This window comes from Pseudomonas sp. C9-3 (assembly GCF_032392015.1).
Lineage (GTDB): Bacteria > Pseudomonadota > Gammaproteobacteria > Pseudomonadales > Pseudomonadaceae > Pseudomonas > Pseudomonas nitroreducens.
Genome location: NZ_CP135919.1, coordinates 5,730,753 through 5,757,068 on the forward strand (window position 1 = coordinate 5,730,753; position 26,316 = coordinate 5,757,068).

The following is a 26,316-nucleotide window of genomic DNA, read 5'->3' on the forward strand; positions in this document are numbered from 1 at the left end:
CACGGCCCTTAGCCGGTATGCTGCGGCGAACTGACGGGAATCATCGCCGTGACCGCCAATCTCTCGCTCCACCGCGCCTGGCTGGGCAGCTTGCCGCCCTTCGCCAACAGCAGCCGCGAGGAACAGGACGACATCCTCCGCCAGGCCAGCATCCTGCGCCTGATCAGCGGCGCGGCCGTGTTCGAGCAGGGCGCGCCGGCGAGCAACTTCTACCTGCTGGTGCACGGCCGGCTGAAGGCCACCCAGCTCACCGGCGATGGCCAGCGCGTGCTGGTGCGGGTGGTCAATCCTGGCGATCTGTTCGGCTTCGTGCGCGCCCTGGGCCTTAGCCGTTACCCCGCGACCGCCACCGCCAGCCAGGACAGCCTCGTGCTGGCCTGGCCCACCAGCCAGTGGGAACCGTTGCTGGCGCGCCACCCCGGTTTCGCCCTGAACACCGTCCAGGCCATCGGCGAGCGCCTGCAGGAAGCCCACGTACGTTTCTGCGAGCTGGCCACCGAAGAGGTCGAACGGCGCGTCGCGCATACCGTGCTGCGCCTGGTGCAGCAGTCCGGCCGAGCGGAAGCCGACGGCATCCGCATCGATTTCCCGGTCACCCGCCAGGACATCGCCGAGATGACCGGCACCACCCTGCACACCGTCTCGCGCATCCTCAGCGCCTGGGAAGAACGCGGCCTGGTGCGCGGTGGCCGGCAGAAACTGCTGGTGTGCAACCCGCAGCAACTGATGCGGGTGGCCAGCGGCGACGAGCGGGAAGTGCTGGTCGAGGGCCCTTGACTGCAATCAAGGAGCGCGACGCGCGCCCTTCCCTAGACTGGCCGCCTCCTTGCCAAGATTGACGGCCACGACGACTGCGGCCGCCGTGCTCACTCCACCCGAGGCCCGCCATGACCGAAATCCTCACCGAACGCACCCTGAGCGACCTGGCCTTCAGCCTGCCGGGCAGCTGTGCGCTGTTCCACGACTACAAGCTCGACTTCTGCTGCGCCGGCCAGCGCAGCCTGGGCGAGGCCGCCAGCGAGCAGGGCCTGGATGCCCAGCGCATCGCCGAAGAACTGCAGGCGCTGCCGCCGGCCAATGATCAGACCGACTGGCGCCTGACCAGCAACGACCAGCTCATCGACCACATCCTCGAGCGTTACCACAAGGTCCACCGTGAGCAATTGCCGGCGCTGATCCCGCTGGCCGAACGGGTGGAGAAGACCCACGCCGCGCACCCGCAGTGCCCCACCGGCCTGACGGCGCACCTGAAGACCATCCAGGAAGAGCTGGAATGGCACATGTGCAAGGAGGAGAGCGTGCTCTTCCCCTGGCTGCGCCAGGGCATCCCGTTGTCCCACGTGCAGGGCCCGATCGGCGTGATGCGCCATGAGCACGACGAGCACTCGCAATCCCTCGCCGTGCTGGCCGACCTGACCGACGACCTCACCGTGCCAGCGGACGGCTGCAACAGCTGGCGGCGTCTCTACAGTGGCCTGGAAGAACTGCGTCGCGACCTGATGCAGCACATCCACCTGGAGAACAACCTGCTGTTCCTCGGCGCCAACCACCCGGCCTGAGCGCCGGACCGGGAGCCAGGAGGGCGACCAGTGACAGCTTGTCTCACCACGCTGCCCGGCGGCATCGCACATACTGGCGGGATTGTCCCCGCCCAGGAGCGCCCCGCCATGCAAGCGCATCGCGTCCACCACCAGATTCTGTGCGGCCACCACCTGTTCAACGTGCTCAACGAGGAACAGCTGGAGCAGTTGCTCGCCACCAGCACGCTGCTCAACCTGGAGAAGGGCGACAAGCTGTTCCTCCAGGGCGAGCCGGCCCATGCCTTCTACTTCGTGATTTCCGGGGCGGTGAAAATCTACCGCCTGACGCCGGAGGGCCAGGAGAAGGTGCTGGAGGTGGTCGGCAGCCGGCAGACCTTCGCCGAAGCCATGATGCTGATGGATACCCCCGACTACGTGGCCTCGGCCCAGGCGCTGGAGCCCACGCAGGTCTATCGCTTCGCCAACCGCACCTACATGGAGTTGCTGCACAGCAACCCGCAGCTGCCCTTCTCCCTGCTCGCCACCCTCTGCGTACGCCTGCACCGGCGGATCAACGAGATCGAAACGCTGTCGCTGAAGAACTCCACCCACCGCGTGGTGCGCTACCTGATCACCCAGCTCAATCGCCAGGGCAGCGAAGGCAACCGCTTCGAGCTGCCGATGGCCAAGCAACTGGTGGCCGGGCACCTGTCGATCCAGCCGGAGACCTTTTCCCGCGTGCTGCGGCGGCTGATCGACGAAAAGATCATCGACCTCGACGGGCGCAACGTGCAGGTACTCGACGTCGCGCGGCTGGAACAGTTCGAGTAGGTCCATGCGCCAATGCCTGTATTGCCAGCACGAGAGCCCCGAGGACGCTGCCGATTGCCCGCAGTGCGGGATGCCTCTGCCGCTTGATCAGGAGCTGGCAAAGCAGCGCCGGCTGAAGCGCTTCGCCTGGTACTGCGCGATGCTCGCGGTGTTCTGCGCAGTGATGATGGTCTGGTTGCCGCGCTGAGCCCAATACCCGAATCCCTGTAGGAGCGAGCTTGCTCGCGAACCGAATCCCGCAGCGGGGCCAGGTTCGCGAGCAAGCTCGCTCCTACAGAATGCCCCATCAGCTTCGTAGGGCGCATAACGCCCCAGGCGTTATCCGCCGCGGCGAATGAAGCGTTCCGCTTCATTCGCCCTACATTCCTTGCTGGTCATCCCTGGCGACGGGTGAGCTGCCGATACAGCTGCGGCAGTTGCACCGGCAACTGCGCCGGGTCGTTGAGCAGCAGGTAGCCCTGGCTGCCGAACAGGTGCGGCAGGTAATCCGCGGCCTCGCGATCGATGGTGATGCAGAACGGCACCAGTCCGGCACGACGGGCTTCCAGCACCGCCTGGCGGGTGTCCTCGACGCCATAGCGTCCCTCATACAAATCCAGGTCGTTGGGCTTGCCGTCGGTGAGGATCAGCAGCACGCGCTGGCGTTCCTTGCGCTCCAGCAATAACTGCGTGGCCCGGCGGATCGCCGCGCCCATGCGTGTGTAATAGCCAGGACGCAACGCGCGGATGCGCCCGCGCACGGTGTCGTTGTGGCGCTCGTCGAAGGTCTTCAGCTGGGTCAGGCGCACCTGCTGCCGGCGCAGTGAGGAGAACCCGTACAGGGCGAAACGATCGCCAACTGCCTGCAGCGCCTCGCCGAAGAGCAACAGGCTGTCACTGATCAGGTCGATGACGCGGTGGTCGTTGTCGATGTGCGCGTCGGTGGACATCGACAGGTCCGCCAGCAGCAGACACGCCAGGTCGCGACGAGTTTGCCGGCGTTCCAGGAACAGCCCCGGCTCGCTGCAGGCGCCCAGGCGTCGTTCGACGCTGAAATCCAGCCAGGCCTCCAGGTCCAGTTCGGCGCCCTGGGGTTGCCGGCGTAGCCACTGCGGCTGCTGGCGCAGGCTTTCGAACTGCCGGCGCAGCCGCCGCGCGATGGGCGCCAGGGCGTCCGGCAGCGGCGCCGGCACGGCATCGCGAGGCAGCATCGGCTGCAGGCAGACGTGGTCTTCGATCAGTTGCTGGCGGCGGTAATCCCATTCCGGCAGGCGGATGCCCTCGCCCAGCGGCACGTCGTCGAAGTCGGCGGCGGGCAAATCGAGATCGAGCTTCAACCCGCCGCCCTTCTTCTGCCGTTGCCGGGACAGGCTCAGATGATCAAGGTCGTCGGCAACCTTCGCCGCATCGAGGTCTTCGCTGTCGTCACCAGCGCGATCCAGCTCGATGTGCTCGGACCAGCTGAACAGGTTCTCCAGACGGAACAGCAGCAGCCCGCCACGGCCAGGGTCCTGTTCGACACGCTCGGCACGCTTGCGCGCCAGGCCCTTGGCTTCGCTGTGGGCGGAGCGGCCCTGCTCGTCGCCTTCAATCAGGTCGGTGTGCTGCGGCGCGGCCAGGCGCTGCGGCGGGTAGAGCCACAGCGGCACCGGCCAGGGCGCCTTTTCACTTCGGGGCAGACGTTCGATGCTGCCCGGATCGCGCAGCGCCTGTTGCAGCGCCAGCTCCAGCTCGGCTTCGGCAGGCGGCAGCGTGCCGAGATCGGGCCGCAGGCTGAGCAGGGCGTTCACCAGACGCTGATAGCGCGGGCGCAGCAGTGGGTAACGCTCCAGCACCGTTCGCGTCCAGGCCTGGTTATCACGGGCCCAGTGGCGCATCGGCTGGCTGTGGGCGGCGAGCAGCGCCAGCCAGCGGTAGAGTTCGCGGTTCAGCTCGGCGTCGGGGAACACCGACAGTTGCGCGGGCAGGCGCAGGGAATCGGCGTCGAACCAGGCCACCGGCAATTGCTGGCAGGTCCCGGCGACCTGTTGCAGAAGGCTGCGGCGCACCAGCAGTTCGCGAGCACTGGCCGCCTCCACGCCGACCCCGGCTTCGCCGCCGGTGCCACGGAACAGCAGCAGCAGGCTGCGCCGCACCTCCTCCAGGGCCACTGCCGCCTCTTCGAACTCCGGGCTGGCGCGGCGGGTGATGAAGCGGTGCCAGGCGCGGCCGAAGCCTTCTTCGATTTCGAGGTGGATGGTCATGACGCCCCCTGCAGAACGAAAAAGGCCCGCCGCAAAGCGGACGGGCCCGGGATGACGAGATCGATCAGCCCACCTGTGCCACGCCGGAAGCGACAGCCATACGACCGCGCTGACGGAAGCTAAGCAGGTAGCAGATCAGCCCGATGAAGAAGCCCACACCGGAGTACAGGCGCAGCCAGAAGAAGATCTTCAGCTGCTCGACCGTGGCCATGAACGGCATGGCAGCGCCATCGGCTGGCATGCGCTGCAGCCAGACCTGGACGATGCCGGCGGCGGTGAGCATCAGGGTGATCAGCAGCATGGAGATGGTCATCAGCCAGAAGCCCCAGATCTCCAGGCTCTGCGCACGGGCGTCAGGCGCTTCGCCGATGCCCCGCAGGCGCGGCATGGCGTAGCTGATCATGGTCATCACGATCATCGCGTAGGCGCCGTAGAAGGCCAGGTGCCCGTGGGCGGCGGTGAGCTGCGAACCGTGGGTGTAGAAGTTCACCGGGGCCAGGGTGTGCAGGAAGCCCCACACGCCGGCACCGAGGAAGGCGGTTACGGTGGTGCCCAGCGCCCACAGTGCGGCGGCCTTGTTCGGGTGCTCGCGACGGCGGCGGTTCACCATGTTGAAGGCGAACAGCACCATGGCGAAGAACGGCAGCGGCTCCAGCGCCGAGAAGATCGAGCCCAGCCACAGCCAGACCTGCGGCGCGCCGATCCAGAAGAAGTGGTGGCCGGTGCCGATGATGCCGGTGATCAGGGCCATGGCGATGATCACGTAGAGCCATTTCTCCACGACTTCGCGGTCGACGCCGGTGATCTTGATCAGCACGAAGGCCAGCATCGCGCCCATGATCAGTTCCCACACGCCTTCCACCCACAGGTGCACGACCCACCACCAGTAGTACTTGTCGCGCGACAGGTTCTCCGGGTTGTAGAAGGAGAACAGGAAGAACACCGCCAGGCCCACCAGGCCGGTCATCATCACCACGCTGACGGCGGTCTTGCGGCCTTTGAGCATGGTCATGCCGATGTTGAAGAGGAAGCCCAGCGCCACGACCACGATGCCCATCTTGGTGATGGTCGGCTGTTCGAGGAACTCCCGGCCCATGGTCGGCAGCAACTCGTTGTGGGTCAGCCTGGCGAGACCCGCGTACGGCACGAACAGATAGCCGAGGATGGTCAGCACGCCGGCGACGGCGAAGACCCAGAACAGCACGATGGCCAGTTTCGGGCTGTACAGCTCGCGGTCGGCCTCTTCGGGGATCAGGTAGTAGGCCGCACCCATGAAGGCGAACAGCAGCCAGACGATCAGCAGGTTGGTGTGCACCATCCGTGCGACGTTGAACGGGATGGCCGGGAACAGGAAGTCACCGACCACGTACTGCATGCCCATGATCAGGCCGAAGACGATCTGCCCGACAAAGAGCATCAGGGCGAACACGAAGTACGGCTTGGCCACCGACTGCGAGGCGAATTTCAGATAGGGATTGCCCGGGGTCATGCTCAACCCTCCTTGTTCGGCGGCCATTTGTTGGTGTCGATCTTCGAGGTCCACAGCAGGAACGCCGCGAGATCGGTGACCTCCTGGTCGCTCAGGTGGAACTGCGGCATCTGCCGGCGGCCGGGGACGCCCAGCGGCTGCATCTTCATCCAGGCCGCGAGGAAGGAGCCGAAGGCGGCATCGCCACCGCGGCGGATCGCGACGTTGCCCAGCTCCGGCGCAAAGTAGGCGCCTTCACCGAGGATGGAGTGGCAACCCACGCAGTTGTTCTGTTCCCACACCAGCTTGCCGCGCACCACCGACTCGGTGAGCTCACTCTCGTTGGTGCGCTTGGGGAAGGTGGTTTCGGTGTGATAGGTCAGCGCGAGGAACACCAGGAAGAAGAAAACGCCTCCTCCCAGGTAGATGTTCCTCGCCATCCCTTTGGTAAATGTCTCTGACATGGGGCCCTCCTAGGTCACGGTCGGGGCCATTGTAGAAACCGTCCCTGGCCGCCTCGCTTGATGGCAATCAAGAAAGACCAATGCTTCTAGTCGGGTATTTTTCCTACATGAAATCAGTGAGTTGCATGTAGGACGAGGATCGCCCCGGTGACCACCAGCGGCCAGCCAAGGAGCAGCGATTGCCACAGCCGCGGGCCATGGCCGAGCTCCATGAAACGCAGCACGATGAGCCATGCCTTGCCCAGGCCCAGCAGCAGGATCACCGCCACCGGCAACAGGGCATCGGGCGCGTGGTGACCGAGCCAGACGGCGGCAACGGACATCGGCAGCATCAGCAGCCAGGCAAGCAGCAGCGTGTTCACGAGCCAGGCGCCAGCACGTAGACCAGCGGGAACAGCACCACCCAGACCAGGTCGACCATGTGCCAATAGAGCGCGCCGGACTCCAGCCCACCCAGGGCATCGCCGCGGTAGGCGCCGCGCAGGCAGCGCAGCGCCATCCAGCCGAGGATCACCAGCCCCAGCAGTACGTGCAGGAAGTGGAAGCCGGTGATCAGCCAGAACAGGGTGAAGAAGGTGCTGTATTCCAGGTCCAGCCCCTGCGCGGCGAGGTGATGGTATTCGCCGGACTTGAGCACTACGTGGACCAGCCCCAGCAACACGGCAACCCCCAGCAGTGCAGCCGCACGCTGCTGCCGGCCGTGGCGCACCTGCTCCACCGCCAGCGCTGCGCAGACGCCAGCGGTAAGCAGTGTCAGGGTCAGTGTCAGGGCGGTGGACAGGTCAAGCTGCGCGCGGCCGGCACGGAAACCTTCGACGTCCAGGTACTGGGCCACGGCGAAGACGATGATGAGGATGGCGAAGACGGTCAGCTCGGCGAGGATGAACAACCACATCGCCAGGTCGCCCGGCAGGTGCCGGGCATCGAGTGTCGCGTCAGGCGAAGTGGACATCGACCAGGTCCATCAGCGCGGCGACCGTGGCCTCGTCGTCCGACAACGGCTCGGCTAGCCCGGCGCGGCAGGCATCGCGGGGCGCCACGCCGGCGTTGAGCAGCCGCGCGGTAAGCACCAGCAAGCGTGTCGAGCAGACTTCCTCCAGCTCCTGCCGGCCCAGCCGGCGCAGGGCCACGCCCAGCTGCGTCAGGCGTTGCGCCAGTTCCGGCGCGACCCCGGCCTCGCGGACGATGATCGCAGCCTCCGCTTCCGGCGCCGGATAGTCGAAGCGCAGGGCGACGAAACGCTGGCGGGTGCTGGGTTTCATGCCCTTGAGCAGGTTCTGGTAACCGGGGTTGTAGGACACCACCAGCATGAAGCCGGGGGGCGCCACCAGGGATTCACCGGTGCGCTCGATGAACAGTTCGCGGCGATCGTCCGCCAGCGGGTGCAGCACGACCACGGTGTCCTGCCGCGCCTCCACCACTTCGTCGAGGTAGCAGATGCCGCCTTCGCGCACCGCGCGGGTCAGCGGGCCGTCCTGCCACCAGGTGCCGTCGCTGCCGATCAGGTGGCGGCCGACCAGGTCCGCAGCCGACAGGTCGTCGTGGCAGGCCACGGTGTACAGCGGCAGGTTCAGGCGCTGCGCCATGTGCTGGACGAAGCGGGTCTTGCCGCAGCCGGTCGGGCCCTTGATCAACACCGGCATACCCTGCGCGGATGCCTGCGTGAACAGCGCCACCTCGTTGCCGGTCGGCTGGTAGAAGAGCGGCGGATCGTTCTGCGCGGGGGCGTTCATGGCGGGCGAGTCTCGGTTGGCAGTTGTCGGCTCGCACGCTAGCCAGCGCGGCGCAATGCCTCAAGCACGGCGCGGGAACTTCTTGATTGGCATCAAGCGGAAGCCGCAGGGGCCGCTCCTAGAATCGCCACAGACGCCGGGCGGGAAGCCGGCGAAAACGATCGGCGCCTCGAAGCGCCAGCCTGTGAGGAGAAACGTTCATGAACAAAGCCCTGGTAGCCCTGCTGTTCGGCGGCCTGCTGGTCCAGACAACCGCGATGGCCAGCACCGGCGAGGAGCTGTTCAAGGCGAAGGCTTGCGTGGCCTGCCATTCGGTCGACAAGAAGCTCGTCGGCCCCGCTTTCCATGACGTTGCCGCCAAGTACGGTCCACAGGCCGACGGCGTTGCCCACATCACCAACAGCATCAAGACCGGCAGCAAAGGCAACTGGGGCCCGATCCCGATGCCCGCCAACGCCGTGAGCCCGGAAGAAGCCAAGACCCTGGCCGAGTGGATCGTCACCCTCAAGTGACCCGTTGCGTGAGATCGGCGCCCACCGCCTTCTGACGCAGTTCCGCCCGACCGGGCGATGGAGGAAGGAGGCCCCATGGCGGGCGTTCGCGATCTGTACCGGGCGCTGCTCGGCTGCCTGTTGCTGATGCTTGGCCTGGCGGCGCACAGCGCCGACCTCAGCGATCTGGAGCGAACGCGCATCCAGCAGGTGTTCCCCCAGGCCGACCACATTGGCGAGCCCGAGGGCGAGTACGGCGTGCGGCGTCTGTCCCACGGCGACAAACTCTTGGGCTACGCCTTCCAGAGCATTCGTGTCACTCGTATTCCCGCGTATTCCGGCAAGCCAATCAACGTCCAGGTGATCCTCGATCCGCAGGCAGTGATCCGCGACAGCTACGTCCTCGAACACCACGAGCCGATCCTGCTGATCGGCATTCCCGAAGAAAAACTCCACGCCTTCACCGCCGGCTATAGCGGCCTGCGCGCCGACCAGCGCGTGGCCGTGGGGCGCTCCGGCGATCCGCAGACAGTGACCGTGGATGCTGTCGCCGGCGCCACCGTGACGGTCATGGTGGTCAACGAGATCATCATGCGTGCTGCCCGTACCGTGGCGGTGTCGCTCAAGCTGATCAAGGACGACGGCCAGGTGCGACCCAAGCCCGCTATCGTCCGCACCGACGTTTATCAACCGGCGAGCTGGCGCGAGCTGCTGGGCAATGGCGCGATCCGCCAGCTGAAACTGACCCGCGGGCAGATCGACGACGCCTTCAAGGGCACCGCCGCCGAAAAGGTCAACCAGGCCCGCGATGCGCAACAGCGCGAAGACACCTTCATCGATCTCTACACCGCCCTGCTCAACCCGCCCAACGTCGGCCGCAACCTGCTCGGCGACAAGCAATACCGCGAGCTGATGGAGTCCTTGAAGCCCAATGAATATGCCGTCGTGGTACTGGGCAGCGGCGAGTACTCCTTCAAGGGCTCGGGTTATGTGCGCGGCGGCATTTTCGACCGGGTGCAGATTCGCCAGTTCGGCGACATCCTCAGTTTCCGCGACCTCGATTACCAGCGCCTGTCGGATACCTACGCAGAGGGCATGCCGCATTTCGCCGAGATGGCGATCTTCATCGTCCGCGCCGCACAACGCTTCGACCCCGGCACACCCTTCGACCTGGAACTGCTGGTGCGGCGCCAGACCGGCCCGGTGGACAGCCTGTTCACCACCTTCGACCTCGGCTACCAGACGCCGGAGGGCTACCTCGACCGGCCGCAGCCCAGCGCGGCGGAACTGGAGGCCCTGGAGGATGCCAAGCGGCCAATGTGGCTGCGCGTCTGGTACCAGAAAAGCTTCCAGATCGGCGTGCTGCTCGGCGCCCTGGGGCTACTGGCGGGGATCCTCTTCCTGCAGGACAACCTGGCCCGTCGGCCGCAGCTGCTGCACTGGCTGCGCCGCGGCTATCTGCTGTTCACCCTGACCTACATCGGCTGGTACTGCCTGGGCCAGCTCTCGGTGGTGAACGTGCTGACCTTCGCCCACTCGCTGTTCGAAGGCTTCCGCTGGGAACTGTTCCTCATCGACCCGGTGCTGTTCATCCTCTGGACCTTCACCGCCGCCAGCATCCTGCTCTGGGGACGTGGCGTGTTCTGCGGCTGGCTGTGCCCGTTCGGCGCCCTGCAGGAGCTGCTCAACGAGGCAGCACGCAAGCTCAAGGTGCCGCAGTTCGAGCTGCCCTTTGCCGTCCATGAGCGGCTCTGGGCGATCAAGTACATCGTCCTGCTGGTGCTGTTCGGCCTCTCCCTGGAGTCACTGTCCACCGCCGAGCGCTTCGCCGAGGTCGAGCCGTTCAAGACCGCCATCACCCTGCACTTCGATCGCCAATGGTGGTTCGTCGCCTACGTGGTGGTGTTGCTGGTCATCAACCTGTTCACCCGCAAGGTCTATTGCCGCTACGTCTGCCCGCTCGGGGCAGCGTTGGCGATCCCCGGCAAGGCCCGCCTGTTCGACTGGCTCAAGCGGCGCAAGGAATGCGGCCAGCCGTGCCAGCTCTGCGCCAAGGAGTGCGAGATCCAGGCCATCCACCCCGATGGAAGGATCAACGCCAACGAGTGCCACTACTGCCTCGACTGCCAGATGACCTACCACAACGAGCACAAGTGCCCACCGCTGGTGAACAAGCGCAAGAAGCGCGGCAAGCGCACGGCCACCAGTGACGACGACCAGCTGATCGCGGTGCAACAGATTTGACCATTTGCCTTAAGGAAGGAGCAGGACATGACTGACAAGAAGCAGCAACAGGACGAGATTGCCGGGCTCAGCCGGCGGGGATTCCTCGGCGCCTCCGCGGTAACCGGTGCCGCAGCGCTGGTAACGGCGGGCTCGATGGGTGCTTTCACATCGCGCGAGGCCTGGGCGGACGCGGTGAAGTCGGCGCAGGACAAGATCAATGTCGCCCCCGGCGAGCTGGATGAGTACTACGGCTTCTGGAGCGGCGGCCACCAGGGCGAGGTGCGGGTACTGGGCATTCCCTCGATGCGCGAGCTGATGCGCATCCCGGTGTTCAACGTCGACTCGGCCACTGGCTGGGGTCTGACCAACGAGAGCAAGCGCATCCTCGGCGACAGCGCGCGCTTCCATAACGGCGACTGCCACCACCCGCACATCTCGATGACCGACGGCAAATACGACGGCAAGTACCTGTTCATCAACGACAAGGCCAACAGCCGCGTCGCGCGCATCCGCCTGGACATCATGAAGTGCGACAGGATCACCACCATTCCCAACGTCCAGGCCATCCACGGCCTGCGCCTGCAGAAGGTGCCGCACACCCAATACGTGTTCTGCAACGCCGAGTTCATCATCCCGCACCCCAATGACGGCTCGACCTTCGACATCACCGGCGACAACGCCTTCACCATGTACAACGCGCTCGATGCCGAAACCATGGAAGTGGCGTGGCAGGTCATTGTCGACGGCAACCTCGACAACAGCGACATGGACTACACCGGCCGCTTCGCCGCTTCCACCTGCTACAACTCGGAGAAGGCCACGGACCTCGCCGGCATGATGCGCAACGAGCGCGACTGGGTCGTGGTATTCGATGTCCCGGCGATCGAGAAGGAAATCAAGGCCAAGCGCTTCATCACCCTGGGCGACAGCAAGGTACCGGTGGTCGATGGCCGCAAGAAGGATGGCAAGGACAGCGCAGTCACCCGCTACATTCCGGTGCCGAAGAACCCCCACGGCCTCAACACCTCGCCGGACGGCAAGTACTTCATCGCCAACGGCAAGCTCTCGCCCACCTGCAGCATCATCGCCATCGACAAGCTGCCCGACCTGTTCGCCGGCAAGCTCAAGGACCCGCGCGACGTCATCGTCGGCGAGCCGGAACTGGGCCTGGGCCCGCTGCACACCACCTTCGACGGGCGCGGCAACGCCTACACCACGCTGTTCATCGACAGCCAACTGGTGAAGTGGAACATCGATGACGCGATTCGCGCCTACCAGGGCGAGAAGGTCGACTACATCCGCCAGAAGCTCGACGTGCATTACCAGCCTGGCCACAACCACGCGACACTGACCGAGACCAAGGAGGCCGACGGCAAGTGGATCGTCGTGCTCAGCAAGTTCTCCAAGGACCGCTTCCTGCCCACCGGCCCGCTGCACCCGGAGAACGACCAGCTGATCGACATCTCCGGCGACGAGATGAAACTGGTGCACGACGGCCCCACGTTCGCCGAGCCGCATGACTGCATCCTGGCCCGCCGCGACCAGATCAAGACCCGCAAGATCTGGACGCGCGACGATCCCTTCTTCGCCGAGACCGTGGCGATCGCCAAACGCGACGGCATCGACCTGATGCAGGACAACAAAGTCATTCGCGACGGCAAGAAGGTTCGCGTGTACATGACCTCGTCCGCTCCCGCCTATGGCCTCACCGAGTTCACCGTGAAGCAGGGCGACGAAGTGACCGTCACCATCACCAACCTGGACGAGATCGAGGACGTCTCCCACGGCTTCGTCGTGGTCAACCACGGCGTCAGCATGGAGATCAGCCCGCAACAGACCTCCTCCATCACCTTCACCGCCGACAAGCCCGGCCTGCACTGGTACTACTGCAGCTGGTTCTGCCATGCGCTGCACATGGAAATGGTCGGCCGCATGCTGGTGGAAAAGGCCTGATATCCGCGCCCCTGGCCCCGCCGGCAGCCGCTGGCGGGGCATCGACGAGAAGGTGTTGCATGGGACTCACCAGGCCTGGCCTTGCCCTGTCGCTGTTGCTCGCGGCAAGCGCCCAGGCGCAACCACAAGCCATCGACCAGTTGCCGCTGCAGGGCGATGGCGACATCCGCACCCTGCCGGCCGGCACCTACACCGGCAACTTCACCATCGACCAGCCACTGCATCTGCGCTGTGCGCCCGGCGCCGTGATCGACGGCCAGGGTGCCGGTAGCACGCTGCATGTGCGCGTGCCCGGCGTGACCATCGAGGACTGCACCCTGCGTAACTGGGGGCGTGACCTGACGGCCATGGACGCGGCGATCTTCGTCGACAAGGCCGCACGCGGCACCGTGGTGCGTAGCAATGACCTGCAAGGCGCCGGCTTCGGCATCTGGCTGGATGCAACGGCCGACGTCCAGGTGCTCGACAACCGCATCCAGGGCGACCCCAGCGTGCGCTCCCAGGACCGCGGCAACGGCATCCACCTCTACGCGGTGAAGAATGCCCTGGTGCGCGGCAACCAGGTCCGCCAGACCCGCGACGGCGTGTACATCGACACCTCCAACGACAGCACCATCGAAGGCAACCTCTTCGAAGACCTGCGCTACGGCGTGCACTACATGTTCACCCATAACAGCCGCGTCATCGGCAACACCACCCGGCACACCCGCACAGGCTATGCGCTGATGCAGAGCCGCAGGCTCACCGTGATCGGCAACCGTTCGGTGGACGACCAGAACTACGGCATCCTGATGAACTACATCACCTATTCCACCCTCAACGGCAATCGTGTCGAAGCCGTGCGCAGCGGCGATGGCGGCGGCGACGCAATGATCGCCGGGGCCGAGGGCAAGGCCCTGTTCATCTACAACTCGCTGTTCAACCGCATCGAGAACAACCGCTTCGAAAGCAGCGCCCTGGGCATCCACCTGACCGCCGGCTCCGAGGACAACCGCATCAGCGGCAATGCCTTCATCGGCAACCGCCAGCAGGTCAAGTACGTCGCCAGCCGCACCCAGGAATGGTCCGCCGGCGGGCGCGGCAACTACTGGAGCGACTACCTGGGCTGGGACCGCAATGCCGACGGCGTCGGCGATGTTGTCTACGAACCCAACGACAAGGTCGATCAACTGCTGTGGATGTACCCACAAGTGCAGTTGCTGATGACCAGCCCCGCCATCGAACTGCTGCGCTGGGTCCAGCGCGCGTTTCCCGTCACCCGCCCACCCGGCGTGCGCGACAGCTTCCCGCTGATGCGCGCCCCTGATCTGGAGGCGCAACCATGAACCCCGTCGAGATCCAAGACGCAACCCTGGACTACGGCGGCTTCACCGCGCTGCATGGCCTCGACCTGCAACTGGGCGCCGGCGAAGTCCTCGGCCTGCTGGGGCATAACGGCGCCGGCAAGACCACCACGATCAAGCTGATCCTCGGCCTGCTGCGTCCGACACGAGGCAGCGTGCGCGTCTTCGGCCAGTCGCCGGGAGACCCGGCGGTGCGCCGGCGCATCGGCTTCCTGCCGGAGAACGTGACCTTCTACCCGCAGCTCAGCGGCCGCGAGACGCTGCAGCACTTCGCCCGACTCAAGGGCGCACGGCCCGCCGAGGTGGATGAACTGCTCGAGCAGGTCGGCCTCAGCCACGCCGCGCAGCGCCGGGTGAAGACCTACTCCAAGGGCATGCGCCAGCGCCTTGGCCTGGCCCAGGCGCTGCTCGGCCAGCCGCAACTGCTGCTGCTCGACGAACCTACCGTCGGCCTCGACCCGCTGGCCACCATCGAGCTCTATCAGTGGCTGGACCGCCTGCGCGCCCAGGGCACCGGGATCATCCTCTGTTCCCATGTGCTGCCTGGCGTGGAGTCGCATATCGACCGCGCCGCCATCCTCGCCAAGGGCCGGCTGCTCACCGCCGGCAGCCTTGCCGACCTGCGCCGCGACGCCGGGCTGCCGGTACGCATCCGCTACGCCGGCAGACTCGACGGCGACTGGCCGCAACACTGGCGCGAGGCTGGCCATGGCGTCACCGCCCTGGATGGCCGCCGGCTGGAGCTGCGGGTCGGCGAAGCGCACCAGCACGAAGTGCTCAGCGTGCTGCTCGCCGAGCACGCACAGGAGCTCGAGGTGTTGCCGCCGTCGCTGGAAGACCTCTATCGGCACCACATGCAAAGCGCGCACGCGGGAGTCCCGGCATGACCATGATCTGGAACATCGCCCGCAAGGAGCTCGCCGACGGCCTGCGCAATCGCTGGCTGCTCGCCATCAGCCTGCTGTTCGCCCTGCTGGCCGTCGGTATCGCCTGGCTTGGCGCGGCCGCCAGCGGACAAGTGGGCTTCACTTCGCTACCGGCAACACTGGCCAGCCTGACCAGCCTGGCAACCTTCCTGATGCCGCTGATCGCCCTGCTGCTGGCCTACGACGCCATTGTCGGCGAGGAGGAAGGTGGCACCCTGTTGCTACTGCTGACCTACCCGCTGGGACGCGGGCAGCTTCTGGTCGGCAAGTTCCTCGGCCATGGCCTGATTCTCGGTCTCGCCACGCTGCTGGGCTTCTCCGCCGCCGCGTTGGCCATTGCCGTACTGGTACCGGGCATCCCGCTGGGGCAACTGCTGGGTTCCTTCGCCCGCTTCATCCTCTCGTCCTGCCTGCTCGGCTGGACCTTCCTGGCCATGGCCTATGCACTGAGCGCCCGGGTCAGCGAGAAGTCCACCGCCGCCGGCCTGGCGCTGGGCGTGTGGTTCTTCTTCGTGCTGCTGTTCGACCTCGCCTTGCTCGCCCTGCTGGTGATCGGCAAGGGCCAGCTCAGCGCCAACCTGCTGCCCTGGCTGCTGTTGCTCAACCCCACCGATCTTTACCGGCTGATCAACCTGCCTGATTTCGCTTCCGAACTGGGCGGCGTGCTGACCCTCGGCCGCGATCTGGCCGTTCCCGTCGCGGCACTCTGGCTGGCGCTGTGTGCCTGGACCCTGGCCGCGCTGGCGCTGGCCTACGCGCTGTTCCGCCGGCGCCCGATCTGACTTGAGGAGTTTCACCATGCTGCTGTCCCGCTCCCTTCGCCTGGCTTTTACCGCCGGCATCCTCGCCCTGCTGCTCGGCGGCTGCGACGATGCCGCCCAGCAAAACGCCAATCTCGCTCCGGTGCCTTTCCAGAACGGCGAGGAATGCCACGTCTGCGGCATGGTCATCAGCGACTTCGCCGGTCCCAAGGGAGAGGCGGTGGCCCCCGGCGCGGTGCACAAATTCTGCTCCACCGCCGAATTGCTGGGCTGGTGGCTGCAGCCTGAAAACCAGCACAGCGGCGCGCGCCTGTACGTGCACGACATGGCCCGCAGCGACTGGAACCATCCCGATGACCGCCACCTGATCGACGCCACCAGCGCGTTCTACGTGGTCGGCGTGAAGCGCCCCGGCGCCATGGGCGCCACGCTCGCCTCATTCGCCGACCGCGCCGACGCCGATCGCATGGCCACCGCCGAAGGCGGACGTGTGCTGCGCTTCAGCGAAATCGACCAGAGCGTGCTACAGGGCGTGTCGGGCTACCACCAGCATCACTGAACCAGCGTGTCGCTTCTCTCCAGCAACGCCAGGCACGCATCCGCTGGTACGGGCTGGCTGATCAGGTAACCCTGGATTTCGTCGCAGCCGTGGGCGCGCAGGAAGCGCAGCTGTTCGGCGTGCTCGACGCCCTCCGCCACCACTTTCAGCTCCAGGCTGTGCGCCATGGCGATGATCGCGCGGGTGATGGCCGCGTCCTCGCCGCGCTCCGACAGGTCGCGGATGAAGGTCTGGTCGATCTTCACGTAGTCCACCGGGAAGCGCTTCAGGTAGCTGAGCGAGGAATAGCCGGTGCCGAAGTCGTCGATGGCCAGCTTCACGCCCATCTCGCGCAGCTGGCGGAAGGTCGCGGTGACGCTCTCGACGTTGTCCAGCAGTTGGCTTTCGGTCAATTCCAGCTCCAGCAGGTGCGACGGCAGGCCGGTTTCCTCCAGCACGGTACGCACCAGGTCTACCAGGTTGCCGGTGCGCAACTGGTGCACCGACAGGTTGACCGACACCCGCAGCTCGCGCCCCTGGCGCTGCCACGCGCGGGCCTGCTGGCAGGCGCGGCGCAGGACGAACTCGCCGATGGCACCGATCAGCCCGGTCTCCTCGGCCAAGCCGATGAAGTCGCCCGGTGGCACCATGCCCATCTCAGGGTGGCGCCAGCGCACCAGTGCCTCGGCGCTGTCCAGGCGCTCGTTGGCGAGGTTCAGCTTGGGCTGGTAGTGCACGTCCAGTTGCCCCTCGTCGATGGCCTTGCGCAGCCGCGTCTCCAGCTGCAGGCGCTCCAGGGTGCAGGCCTGCAGGTTGTCGGTGAAGAACTGGAAGGTATTCCCGCCCAGGTGCTTGGCATGCTGCATGGCCATGTTCGCCTGGCTCATCAGTGCGGAGATTTCCCAGGCGTTGTCCGGCAGCAGGCTGATGCCGACCGAGGCACTGACCACCAGTTCGTGGCCGCCCACGGTCATCGGCGTGCGCAGCTTGGCCAGCAGGCGGCTGGACAGCCGCGCCAGCGCGGCGAGGCTGGCGTAGGAGTCGATCAGCACGGCGAACTCGTCGCCGGACAAGCGGGCGATGGTGTCGGCCTCGGGTACCGTCTGGGTCATGCGCCGCGACATCTGCCGCAGCAACTGGTCGGCGACCTCGTGTCCGAGGCTGTCGTTGAGCAGCTTGAAGCGGTCCAGGTCGATCAGCAGCAGCGCCGCCGTGCGGCCTTCCTGGCGCGCGCGCTGGCTGGCCTCGTGCAGGCGCTCCTTGAACAGCGTGCGGTTGGCCAGCCCGGTGAGTTCGTCGTAGTGCGACAGGTAGCGCAGGCGCTCCTCGGCATCGCGGCGAGCAGTGAGGTCGGCGAAGAAGCCGACCACATGGGCCACCGCTCCCCGGCTGTCGCGCACCACGTTGAGCTGCAGCCACTGGGGGTACAACTCGCCGTTCTTGCGCGTCTCGATCAGCTCGCCCTGCCAGGTGCCCTGGCGCTCCAGCTCGGTGCGGATCGACTGGTAGCGCCGCAGGCTCTCCGCCGAGCCCATCAGCCGCGCGACGTTGTGCCCCAGCAGTTCCTCGCGGCGGTAGCCGGTGAGTGAGGTGAAGGCCTCGTTGATGGCGATCAGGCGGTAATCGGGGTCGAGGATGATGATGCCTTCGCTGGCGGCCTCGAACACCGTGGCAGCCAGGCGCTGTTCTTCCTCACGCAGCTTGCGCGGGGAGATGTCGGCGCGGGTGCCGACCATCCGCGTGACCTGCCCGCGACCATCGCGCTCCATCACCCGGCCACGGTCTTCCACCCAGACCCAGTGGCCGGCGGCGTGGCGCACGCGGTATTCGATGCGGTAGCCGTCGGTGCGGCCCTTGAGGTGCTCGACCAGCGCGCGGCGCAGCAGCGGTACGTCGTCGGGGTGCAGGCGCGGGCGCAGGTCGTTGCGCACGCTCTTCACCGATTCCTGGGTGATGCCGAAGATCTCCTCCAGGTGCGAGTGGTGCACTTCATCGGTCAGCAGGTTCCAGTCCCACAGGCCCAGTTCGCTGGCCTCCAGCGCCAGGGCCAGGCGCGCCTCGGTGTGGCTGAGCTTGGCGCTGCCCGCCTCCACTCGCTCCTGCAGCGCGTCGCGGGCGCGGCAAAGTTCGCGCTCGGCGCGGCGGCGCTGCTCGACTTCACGCTCCAGGTCCTGGTTCAGCGCCTCGGTCTGTGCGTTGGCGCGCTCCAGGTGCGCCACCAGCGCCTGGGCCTGGAAACGCCGCAGCAGGCCGACGTGGACGACCCGATGAATCTGCCAGGCCACCACCAGCAGCGCAGCCAGCAGGATCACCCCGAGCACGCCCCAGCCCTGCTGCAACGGGTTATCGCTGATCAATAAATAGGCAATTGACGGAAACAGGCAGGGCAAGGCAAAGGTGAGAAAAGCCGGCAGGCTGACCGCGTAGGCGACACTGGCGGACAGGATGGCCGCGGCGATCAGGCCGAACACCAGGGATTGCTGGAGGAAGGCATCCGGCGGGACCAGGGCGATCGCAGCGAAAGCCAGGGTCAGGCCCGAAGCCCCGGCGCCGAACAGGAAGGTGCGCTGCCAGTGCGGGCTGGCCTGGCGCTCGGCGGAAGCGGCATTGAAGGCGGAGACCTGGATCAGCCGCAGCACGGCCAGCAGCACCAGCCAGACCAGCCAGCCGGCCAGCAGCCCCGGCTGCACGTAGTCCCACAGCAGCCCGGTGCAGGCCAGGCCATTGAGCAGCATGAGCAGGGTCGGCACCCGCGAGCCCTGGTAGAGCAGGCGCGTGCGTTCGACGGCAATTTCGTGAGCGTACTGCTGGCGGATCTCGGCATGGCTCACCGGGATCGCCGAAGGCTCTACATAAGCGGTCATAGGCGTTTTTCTTGTAGGTTCTGGCCTAGGCGTCGGCGGAGCATACCCGAGGAGGTAGCCCCACCCAAGCAGGATGAAGGCAATTGGCTGCAAGCCCTCCCAACTTTCGTCGGGAAGACGCCGGACGGCGGCCCGGTTTGCCGGGGAAAACCGCCCGTCGGTAGAATGCCTCCCCATGAACGATGACATCTCCTACCTGCTCAACTCCCTCAATGACCCGCAGCGCCAGGCCGTGGCCGCGCCGCTGGGGCGCCAGCGCGTACTCGCCGGTGCCGGGTCCGGCAAGACCCGCGTGCTGGTGCACCGCATCGCCTGGCTGATCCAGGTCGAGAACGCCTCGCCGCACAGCATCCTGGCCGTGACCTTCACCAACAAGGCCGCCGCCGAGATGCGCGCGCGGATCGAGCAGTTGCTGGGGATCAACCCGGCGGGCATGTGGGTCGGCACCTTCCACGGCCTGGCGCATCGCCTGCTGCGCGCGCACTGGCAGGAAGCCGGGCTGCCGGAAAACTTCCAGATCCTCGACAGCGACGACCAGCTGCGCCTGGTCAAGCGCGTGGTGCGCGAGATGGGGCTGGACGAGCAGCGCTGGCCGCCGCGCCAGGCGCAGTGGTTCATCAACGGGCAGAAGGACGAGGGCAACCGCCCGCAGAACATCCAGGCCGGCGGAGACCTCTACCTGTCGACCATGGTCAGCGTCTACCAGGCCTACGAAGACGCCTGCGCCCGCGCTGGCGTCGTCGACTTCGCCGAACTGCTGCTGCGCTCGCTGGACCTCTGGCGTGACCGACCGAGCCTGCTGGAGCACTACCAGCGGCGCTTCCGCCACATCCTGGTGGACGAGTTCCAGGACACCAACGCCGTGCAGTACGCCTGGCTGCGCTTCCTCGGCAAGGGCGGCGAGAGCCTGATGGTGGTGGGCGACGACGACCAGTCGATCTACGGCTGGCGCGGCGCGAAGATCGAGAACATCCAGCAGTTCGGTGACGATTTCGCCGGCACCGAGGACATCCGCCTGGAGCAGAACTACCGCTCCACCGGCACCATCCTCAAGGCCGCCAACGCGCTGATCGCCAACAACAGCGGGCGCCTGGGCAAGGAGCTGTGGACCGACGGCGTCGACGGCGACCCGATCACCCTGTATTCCGGCTTCAACGAGCACGACGAGGCGCGCTACATCGTCGAGACCATCGAGGACGCCCTGCGCAAGGATGGTCTGAAGCGCAGCGAAATCGCCATCCTCTACCGCTCCAACGCCCAGTCCCGCGTACTGGAAGAGGCGCTGCTGCGTGAGAAGATCCCCTACCGCATCTACGGCGGCCAGCGCTTCTTCGAGCGCGCCGAGATCAAGAACGCCCTGGCCTACCTGCGGCTGATCCGCCTGCGCGACGACGACGCCGCGCTGGAGCGGGTGATCAACGTGCCACCGCGCGGCATCGGCGAGAAGACCGTCGAGGCGATCCGCAACGCCGCGCGCCTGAACGGCACCTCCATGTGGCGCGCGATCAACGACGTGATCGCCGCCAAGGCCGTGGCCGGCCGCGCCGCCAGCGCGCTCAATGGTTTCCTGGAAACCGTCGACCTGCTCGCGGTGAAAGTGGAAGGCATGCCGCTGCACCAGATGACCCAGATCGTCATCGAGCAGTCCGGCCTGGTCACCTACCACAAGGAAGAGAAGGGCGAGAAAGGCCAGGCCCGGGTGGAAAACCTGGAAGAACTGGTCAGCGCCGCCCGCGCCTTCGAGACCCCGGACGACGAAGACACCCCGCCGCTGGTGGCCTTCCTCGACCACACCGCGCTGGAATCCGGCGACACCCAGGCCGACGCCTTCGAGGACAGCGTGCAGCTGATGACCCTGCACAGCGCCAAGGGCCTGGAGTTCCCGCTGGTGTTCCTTGCCGGCGTGGAGGAAGGGCTGTTCCCGCACAAGATGAGCCTGGAAGAACCCGGCCGCCTGGAAGAGGAACGCCGCCTGGCCTATGTGGGCATCACCCGCGCCATGCACCGCCTGGTCATGACCTACGCGGAAACCCGCCGCCTGTATGGCAGCGAGACCTACAACAAGGTGTCGCGCTTCGTCCGCGAAATCCCGCCGAGCCTGATCCAGGAAGTACGCCTGTCCAACTCGGTGAGCCGCCCGCTCTCGGGCAACCAGCGCAGCGGCAACCTGTTCAGCGGCGCCAGCGTGCCGGACACCCCGTTCAGCCTCGGCCAGTCCGTGCGCCACCCGCTGTTCGGCGACGGCGTGATCCTCAACTTCGAAGGCTCCGGCGCCCAGGCACGGGTGCAGGTGAACTTCGACAGCGAGGGCAGCAAGTGGCTGATGATGGGTTACGCGAAGCTGGAAGCGATCTGATCCGTTTTTTGTAGGAGCGAGCTTGCTCGCGAACAACCTTCGCAACGGGGCCGGTTCGCGAGCAAGAACTAGGCGCCCCACGCTCCTACAGGACAGTAGGGCGCATAACCTGGGACAGGTTATCCGCCGGCACCTCGCAGGCGGATAACGCTGGCGCGTTATTCACCCTACGACTGCGGTCCTGGAGGAAACCCTGGGTTGAAACAGCGGGCTCAGTGATGCCCGCCGCCGTTCTGTTCGAAGGTCTCGATCAGCGCCACCTGCATCCGCGAATGCACGCGGATGAACCAGCGCCAGAACACCGCAATCACCAGCGCGGCAATCAGCGCCACCACCACCAGTAGCTCGCCCGGCGGCAGGATGCTCGAACTGAGCGCCGCCAGCAGCAGCATCATGCCGCCCAGCGACAGCAGCGGGATCAGCTCGGAAATCACCCGGCGCACGCGGGCCGTATGGCGGCCGGCGCTTTCCGCCTTCACGCCCATTTCCGCCAGCAGCATCGCCAGCGCCTTGAGCTTGCGGTAGGCGGCGATCAGGAACGGCAGCGACAGCAGCAGGGCGGCGCCCCAGATCAACGCCTTGTGCAGCGCCTCGGGCTCGACGAACTGCGCCAGCCACTGGCCGATCTGCCCGGCGAAAAACGCCAGGCCGAAGAAGATGCCGATCACCAGGGTCAGGTTGACCCCGACCTGCAGCAGGATGCGCCGGATCATCCCGGCGAGGATCGCCTTGTCGCCCCGCGGCTTGATGCTACGCAACCACTCGCCGTACAGGCTGAACACCCGCACCATGGGTGACGGCAGGCTGCGGCCCAGGTACAGCGCCAGCGGGTCGGCGGAGCGGATCAGGTAGGGCGTCAGCAGCGTGGTGATGGCCGACACGCCGACCACCACCGGGTAGAGGAAGTCACTGGTCACGCCCAGGCTCATGCCCAGCGCGGCGATGATGAAGGAGAACTCGCCGATCTGCGAAAGGCCCATGCCCACGCGCATCGAGGTGCGCCCGTCGTTGCCGGCAATGAAGGCGCCGGCGCCGCAGGAGATCAGTTTGCCGGCGACCACCACCAGGGTGATCACCAGGATCGGCGCGGCATAGTCCACCAGCACCTTGGGGTCGATGGTCAGGCCGATGGCGACGAAGAAGATCGCGCTGAACATGTCGCGCACCGGCTCCATCAGGCGCTCGATCTGGATCAGCTGGCGCGACTCGGCCATGATCGCGCCGATCAGGAAGGCACCCAGGATCATGCTGTATTCCAGCTTCACCACCAGCAGGCAGAAGCCGAAGCACAGCCCCAGCACCGTCACCAGCAGCATCTCGTTGCTTTCGAATTTCGCCACATAGGCCAACAGGCGCGGCACCAGCAAGATGCCGACGACCAGCGCGACGACCATGAACAGGCTCAGCTTGCCGACCGTGGAGAACACCTGGTCGGCCTCCACCGTGCCGCTCACGGCAATGCCGGAGAACAGCGCGATGATGCCGATGCCAAGGATGTCCTCGATGATCAGCACGCCGAAGATCAGCTGGGCGAAGCGCTCGTTCTTCATCTTCAGGTCGCCCAGGACCTTGATGATGATGGTGGTGGAAGACATCGCCAGGATCGCGCCGAGGAACAGCGAATCCATGGTGCTCCAGTCGAACAGGCGGCCGATCTCGAAGCCGGCCCAGATCATCAGGGTGATTTCCAGAAACGCGGCGATGAAGGCCGTGGCGCCGACCTGGAACAGCTTGCGCAGGCTGAACTCCAGCCCCAGGCAGAACATCAGGAAGATCACCCCCAGTTCGGCGAGGGTCTTGATCGTGTCCTCGTCGTGCACCAGCGCGAAGGGCGGGGTGTGCGGGCCGATGATCACCCCGGCGATGATGTAGCCCAGCACCACCGGCTGCTTGAAGCGGTGGCAGAGGATGGTGACGAAACCGGCGATCAGCATGATCACCGCGAGGTCCTGGATGAAGTCGATGGCATGCATGGTCGGCGGTCCTCGCGGCGTGGGGTCAGGGGATCGCGCGGCTGACGGCCTCGCTCAGCGAAGCCTACCATCCGAGCCTTCCGACAGGCGGCTCTGAAAGAATCAGTAACAGACTGATTTGGAAAGGGATTCAACCGCCCCCATATCAGGGGTCGGGCCCGGACAGGGCAACAGCACGAAACAAAATCCGGCTGGCCCTCACCGGCCCCGGCCTGCAACATGACGTGCGTCGTATACCAACCAAGAGAATGACAACGATGAAGCGCTTTCTCAGCCTTGCCATGGCCTTCTGTGTCGCCGTGACGCTCAGCCTCGACGTCAACGCCGCCAAACGTTTCGGTGGCGGCAAGAGCATGGGCTCTGCGCCGAGCCACCAGACCCGCCAGGCGCAACCCAACGCCGCGCCGAATTCCCCAACTGCCGCCGGCCCGGCCGCGACCGGTGCCGCCGCAGGCGCTGCCGGCGCCGCTGCCAAGAGCGGCGCTTCGCGCTGGCTCGGCCCGCTGGCCGGCCTCGCCGCCGGTGGCCTGCTCGCCTCCATGTTCATGGGCGACGGCTTCCAGGGCATGCAGTTCCTCGACATCCTGATCATCGCGCTGATCGCCTTCATCGCGTTCCGCTTCATCGCTTCGCGTCGCCGCCAGCAGCAGGGCCAGCAGCCCGCCATAGCCGGCGGCCACGCGCCGATGCAGCGTGAAATGCCGGCTGCTCCGCCGTCGATCTTCGGTGGCGCGTCCCGCCCGGTGATGGACAGCCGTCCGGTGATCAACGCCCCGAGCTGGTTCGATGAGTCCCGTTTCATCGGCGCCGCCCGCGAGCACTTCATGTCCCTGCAGCAGCACTGGGACGCCAACGAGATGGACAAGATCGCCGAATTCGTCACCCCGCAGATGCTGCAGTTCCTCAAGCAGGAGCGCGCGGACCTGGGCGACAGCTACCAGTCCACCTACATCGACAACCTCGACGTGCAACTCGAGGGCGTGGACGACCAGGCCGACAAGACCATCGCCACCCTGACCTTCAGCGGCGTGTCGAAGTCCTCGCGCTTCGACCAGGGCGAACCCTTCAGCGAAAGCTGGCGCATGGAGCGCGCCCAGGGCGACAACCAGCCCTGGCTGGTGGCTGGCATCCGCCAGAACTGACCCTGCGCGTGAAGAAGAAGCCCGGCAATTGCCGGGCTTTTTCGTTTTTGCACATCGGCCACAGGCTGCCCTGCCCACGCCGCTCGTCCGGACGGCGCCCGCGCAGTGGTCTTGCGCGGAGGGCCGGCTACTACTGTATAAAGCGCGCCATTCGTCGAATATAGAGAGGCCCCGTCTGTGGAAGATGTGATCGAGAAACTGCGTGAAGCGAACGAGCCGGTTCCGGTACCGCTGGAACTGCCCGACGAAGAACTGCTGGTGGAGATCGAGGAAGCACTACTGATCGGCATTCCGTCGGAATTCCGCGAATTCCTCCTGCTGGTCAGCGACGTCGTCTATGGCCGCCTGGAACCCGTCACGGCGACCGATCCACAGTCCCACACTTACCTGCCGGAAGTCGCGGCCGTGGCCTGGGCCAATGGCCTGCCGCGCGAGCTGATCCCGCTCTGCGCCGACGGTGACGACTACTACGCGGTCGCCGAGGACGGCGAGGTGATTCTCTGGGCCGACGGCGAGCTCACCGAGGAAACCTGGGACTCCGTCTGGACCTGGGCACGCGACGTATGGCTCGATACTTGAAGCCCCATGTCGGAATTTCCTGAAACTTCCATGGTCACACAGGCAACCCAGCGTACCTCCAGCCCTTGCTGCCCGGGCGGGTACGATGCCCCGTGGAGAAACTATGAAGTTGAAAGCCTTGTTCACCTGCCTGTTGCTGCTCGGCCTCGCCGGATGCGCCGACAAGGCCGTGGTGACGCTGCAGGACGGCAGCGAAATCCTGGTGAAGGATCACTCCGACTACGACAAATACAATGACTACTACGAGTTCGAGCAGTTGAACGGCGAGACGATCCTGATCAAGAAGGACAACGTCCGCTTCATCAAGACGCCGTGAAGAGCGCCAGTCGTGTCCTATCTGGCCTCTAGCGCAAAGGGCCGATCCGCGTGGAATCCTTCGCATACCAGACGTACGCGGCGCGACCGATCAGGTTGGCCCTGGGCACGTAGCCGAAGTAGCGGCTGTCCTGGGAGTTGTCGCGGTTGTCGCCGAGCATGAAGTACTGACCTTCGGGGACAACCTGCTCCTGCATCCGGCGCGAGTCCTCGCGCTGGTTCTGGCTCGCATCCAGGTAGGACTGGGTGACTTCCCGGCCATTCACGAACAGCTTCCCGCCGGTGATCCTCAGTCGATCGCCGGGGCGGCCGGCGATACGCTTGATGTAGATCTGCGCCGGATTGTCCGGTGGCCGGAACACCACGACCTCACCGTCGGCCGGCTCGCCAAAGGCATAAGTGGCCGCGTTGACCAGGATGTAATCGCCCGGCTGCAGACCCGGCGTCATTGATGACGACTTGATGGAAAAGGTCGAACCACCCAGCAGTCGCAGGCGCGGGTCCTGGCTCGGCACGCCCAAGGGATTGAGGATGTAGAGGCCGCCCAGCAGGCATGCCGGGACAGCCATGTTCCGCCAGAAAGGAATGGTCACGGGCAAGCTCGAAATAGT

24 protein-coding genes are annotated in these 26,316 nt (G+C 66.0%); 15 read left to right on the plus strand and 9 right to left on the minus strand.

Annotation, left to right across the window (positions count from 1 at the left end; translation table 11 throughout):
• The first annotated feature begins 48 nt into the window (after positions 1 to 48).
• The 4 genes from RS899_RS26250 (at position 49) to RS899_RS26265 (ending at position 2,538) form a co-directional block, all read left to right on the plus strand.
• Positions 49 to 777, plus strand: coding sequence for a Crp/Fnr family transcriptional regulator (locus RS899_RS26250; RefSeq protein WP_315808403.1), 729 nt, complete (start codon positions 49 to 51; stop codon positions 775 to 777).
• Positions 778 to 887: 110 nt separating this feature from the next.
• Entirely contained in the window at positions 888 to 1,559 is a 672-nt protein-coding gene (gene ytfE, locus RS899_RS26255; protein ID WP_315808404.1) for an iron-sulfur cluster repair protein YtfE, read from the plus strand.
• 108 nt (positions 1,560 to 1,667) lie between these two features.
• A complete protein-coding gene (locus tag RS899_RS26260) occupies positions 1,668 to 2,351 on the plus strand; it encodes a Crp/Fnr family transcriptional regulator (RefSeq protein WP_054910304.1) in 684 nt (227 codons plus the stop codon).
• A 4-nt stretch (positions 2,352 to 2,355) separates the two neighbouring features.
• On the plus strand, positions 2,356 to 2,538 hold the full coding sequence (locus RS899_RS26265; RefSeq protein ID WP_233296797.1) for a protein DnrP: 183 nt from the start codon (positions 2,356 to 2,358) through the stop codon (positions 2,536 to 2,538).
• Positions 2,539 to 2,725: 187 nt separating this feature from the next.
• Here RS899_RS26265 and RS899_RS26270 read toward each other — a convergent pair whose 3' ends face one another.
• From RS899_RS26270 to RS899_RS26295, 6 genes are all read right to left on the minus strand, one after another.
• Positions 2,726 to 4,573, minus strand: coding sequence for a nitric oxide reductase activation protein NorD (locus RS899_RS26270; RefSeq protein ID WP_315808405.1), 1,848 nt, complete (start codon positions 4,571 to 4,573; stop codon positions 2,726 to 2,728).
• Between the two features lie 64 nt (positions 4,574 to 4,637).
• Positions 4,638 to 6,062, minus strand: coding sequence for a cbb3-type cytochrome c oxidase subunit I (locus RS899_RS26275; protein ID WP_054910307.1), 1,425 nt, complete (start codon positions 6,060 to 6,062; stop codon positions 4,638 to 4,640).
• Between the two features lie 2 nt (positions 6,063 to 6,064).
• Entirely contained in the window at positions 6,065 to 6,505 is a 441-nt protein-coding gene (locus tag RS899_RS26280) for a c-type cytochrome (RefSeq protein WP_024766105.1), read from the minus strand.
• 113 nt (positions 6,506 to 6,618) lie between these two features.
• Positions 6,619 to 6,867, minus strand: a complete 249-nt coding sequence (locus tag RS899_RS26285; protein WP_233296800.1) for a cytochrome C oxidase subunit IV family protein — start codon at positions 6,865 to 6,867, stop codon at positions 6,619 to 6,621.
• Positions 6,864 to 7,457 carry a cytochrome c oxidase subunit 3 gene (locus RS899_RS26290; protein WP_315808406.1) on the minus strand — a complete coding sequence of 198 codons (594 nt, stop codon included), beginning with the start codon at positions 7,455 to 7,457 and terminating at the stop codon, positions 6,864 to 6,866. Before RS899_RS26290 ends, RS899_RS26285 begins: the two co-directional genes overlap by 4 nt.
• Positions 7,441 to 8,238, minus strand: a complete 798-nt coding sequence (locus RS899_RS26295) for a CbbQ/NirQ/NorQ/GpvN family protein (protein WP_233296802.1) — start codon at positions 8,236 to 8,238, stop codon at positions 7,441 to 7,443. Before RS899_RS26295 ends, RS899_RS26290 begins: the two co-directional genes overlap by 17 nt.
• 200 nt (positions 8,239 to 8,438) lie before the next feature.
• On the opposite strand from RS899_RS26295, the gene RS899_RS26300 reads away from it, so the two are divergent.
• The 7 genes from RS899_RS26300 to RS899_RS26330 all read left to right on the plus strand — a co-directional run bounded on the left by RS899_RS26300 (position 8,439) and on the right by RS899_RS26330 (position 16,497).
• Entirely contained in the window at positions 8,439 to 8,750 is a 312-nt protein-coding gene (locus RS899_RS26300; RefSeq protein ID WP_054910310.1) for a c-type cytochrome, read from the plus strand.
• A gap of 75 nt (positions 8,751 to 8,825) precedes the next feature.
• On the plus strand, positions 8,826 to 10,973 hold the full coding sequence (nosR, locus tag RS899_RS26305; RefSeq protein ID WP_315808407.1) for a transcriptional regulator NosR: 2,148 nt from the start codon (positions 8,826 to 8,828) through the stop codon (positions 10,971 to 10,973).
• Between the two features lie 27 nt (positions 10,974 to 11,000).
• Positions 11,001 to 12,908 (plus strand): TAT-dependent nitrous-oxide reductase, encoded by a 1,908-nt coding sequence (gene nosZ / locus RS899_RS26310; RefSeq protein ID WP_315808408.1) that lies wholly within the window; start codon positions 11,001 to 11,003, stop codon positions 12,906 to 12,908.
• A gap of 59 nt (positions 12,909 to 12,967) precedes the next feature.
• The gene (locus RS899_RS26315) at positions 12,968 to 14,233 is read left to right on the plus strand and encodes a nitrous oxide reductase family maturation protein NosD (protein WP_315808409.1); all 1,266 of its coding nucleotides are present in this window, start codon (positions 12,968 to 12,970) and stop codon (positions 14,231 to 14,233) included.
• The gene (locus tag RS899_RS26320; RefSeq protein WP_315808410.1) at positions 14,230 to 15,138 is read left to right on the plus strand and encodes an ABC transporter ATP-binding protein; all 909 of its coding nucleotides are present in this window, start codon (positions 14,230 to 14,232) and stop codon (positions 15,136 to 15,138) included. The genes RS899_RS26315 and RS899_RS26320 overlap by 4 nt, the downstream gene beginning before the upstream one ends.
• Complete coding sequence (locus RS899_RS26325) at positions 15,135 to 15,959, plus strand: ABC transporter permease (protein ID WP_315808411.1); 825 nt, start codon at positions 15,135 to 15,137, stop codon at positions 15,957 to 15,959. The genes RS899_RS26320 and RS899_RS26325 overlap by 4 nt, the downstream gene beginning before the upstream one ends.
• A 16-nt stretch (positions 15,960 to 15,975) precedes the next feature.
• A complete protein-coding gene (locus RS899_RS26330) occupies positions 15,976 to 16,497 on the plus strand; it encodes a nitrous oxide reductase accessory protein NosL (RefSeq protein WP_315808412.1) in 522 nt (173 codons plus the stop codon).
• Here RS899_RS26330 and RS899_RS26335 read toward each other — a convergent pair.
• Positions 16,491 to 19,340 (minus strand): EAL domain-containing protein, encoded by a 2,850-nt coding sequence (locus RS899_RS26335; RefSeq protein ID WP_315808413.1) that lies wholly within the window; start codon positions 19,338 to 19,340, stop codon positions 16,491 to 16,493. The genes RS899_RS26330 and RS899_RS26335 overlap by 7 nt on opposite strands.
• 175 nt (positions 19,341 to 19,515) lie before the next feature.
• On the opposite strand from RS899_RS26335, the gene uvrD reads away from it, so the two are divergent.
• On the plus strand, positions 19,516 to 21,696 hold the full coding sequence (gene uvrD / locus RS899_RS26340) for a DNA helicase II (RefSeq protein WP_315808414.1): 2,181 nt from the start codon (positions 19,516 to 19,518) through the stop codon (positions 21,694 to 21,696).
• 212 nt (positions 21,697 to 21,908) lie between these two features.
• Here the strand turns inward: uvrD and RS899_RS26345 are convergent, their stop codons facing one another.
• Positions 21,909 to 23,669, minus strand: coding sequence for a cation:proton antiporter (locus RS899_RS26345; RefSeq protein WP_024766093.1), 1,761 nt, complete (start codon positions 23,667 to 23,669; stop codon positions 21,909 to 21,911).
• A 257-nt stretch (positions 23,670 to 23,926) separates the two neighbouring features.
• Between RS899_RS26345 and RS899_RS26350 the strand changes: the two genes are divergently transcribed.
• From RS899_RS26350 to RS899_RS26360, 3 genes are all read left to right on the plus strand, one after another.
• The gene (locus tag RS899_RS26350) at positions 23,927 to 24,811 is read left to right on the plus strand and encodes a Tim44 domain-containing protein (protein ID WP_315808415.1); all 885 of its coding nucleotides are present in this window, start codon (positions 23,927 to 23,929) and stop codon (positions 24,809 to 24,811) included.
• Between the two features lie 177 nt (positions 24,812 to 24,988).
• Entirely contained in the window at positions 24,989 to 25,390 is a 402-nt protein-coding gene (locus tag RS899_RS26355; protein ID WP_024766840.1) for an SMI1/KNR4 family protein, read from the plus strand.
• A gap of 103 nt (positions 25,391 to 25,493) precedes the next feature.
• Positions 25,494 to 25,706: a YgdI/YgdR family lipoprotein gene (locus RS899_RS26360; protein WP_017521498.1), complete on the plus strand. Its 213-nt coding sequence runs from the start codon at positions 25,494 to 25,496 to the stop codon at positions 25,704 to 25,706.
• 28 nt (positions 25,707 to 25,734) lie between these two features.
• Here the strand turns inward: RS899_RS26360 and lepB are convergent, their stop codons facing one another.
• The gene (lepB, locus tag RS899_RS26365; protein WP_256234948.1) at positions 25,735 to 26,298 is read right to left on the minus strand and encodes a signal peptidase I; all 564 of its coding nucleotides are present in this window, start codon (positions 26,296 to 26,298) and stop codon (positions 25,735 to 25,737) included.
• Between the last annotated feature and the right edge of the window lie 18 nt (positions 26,299 to 26,316).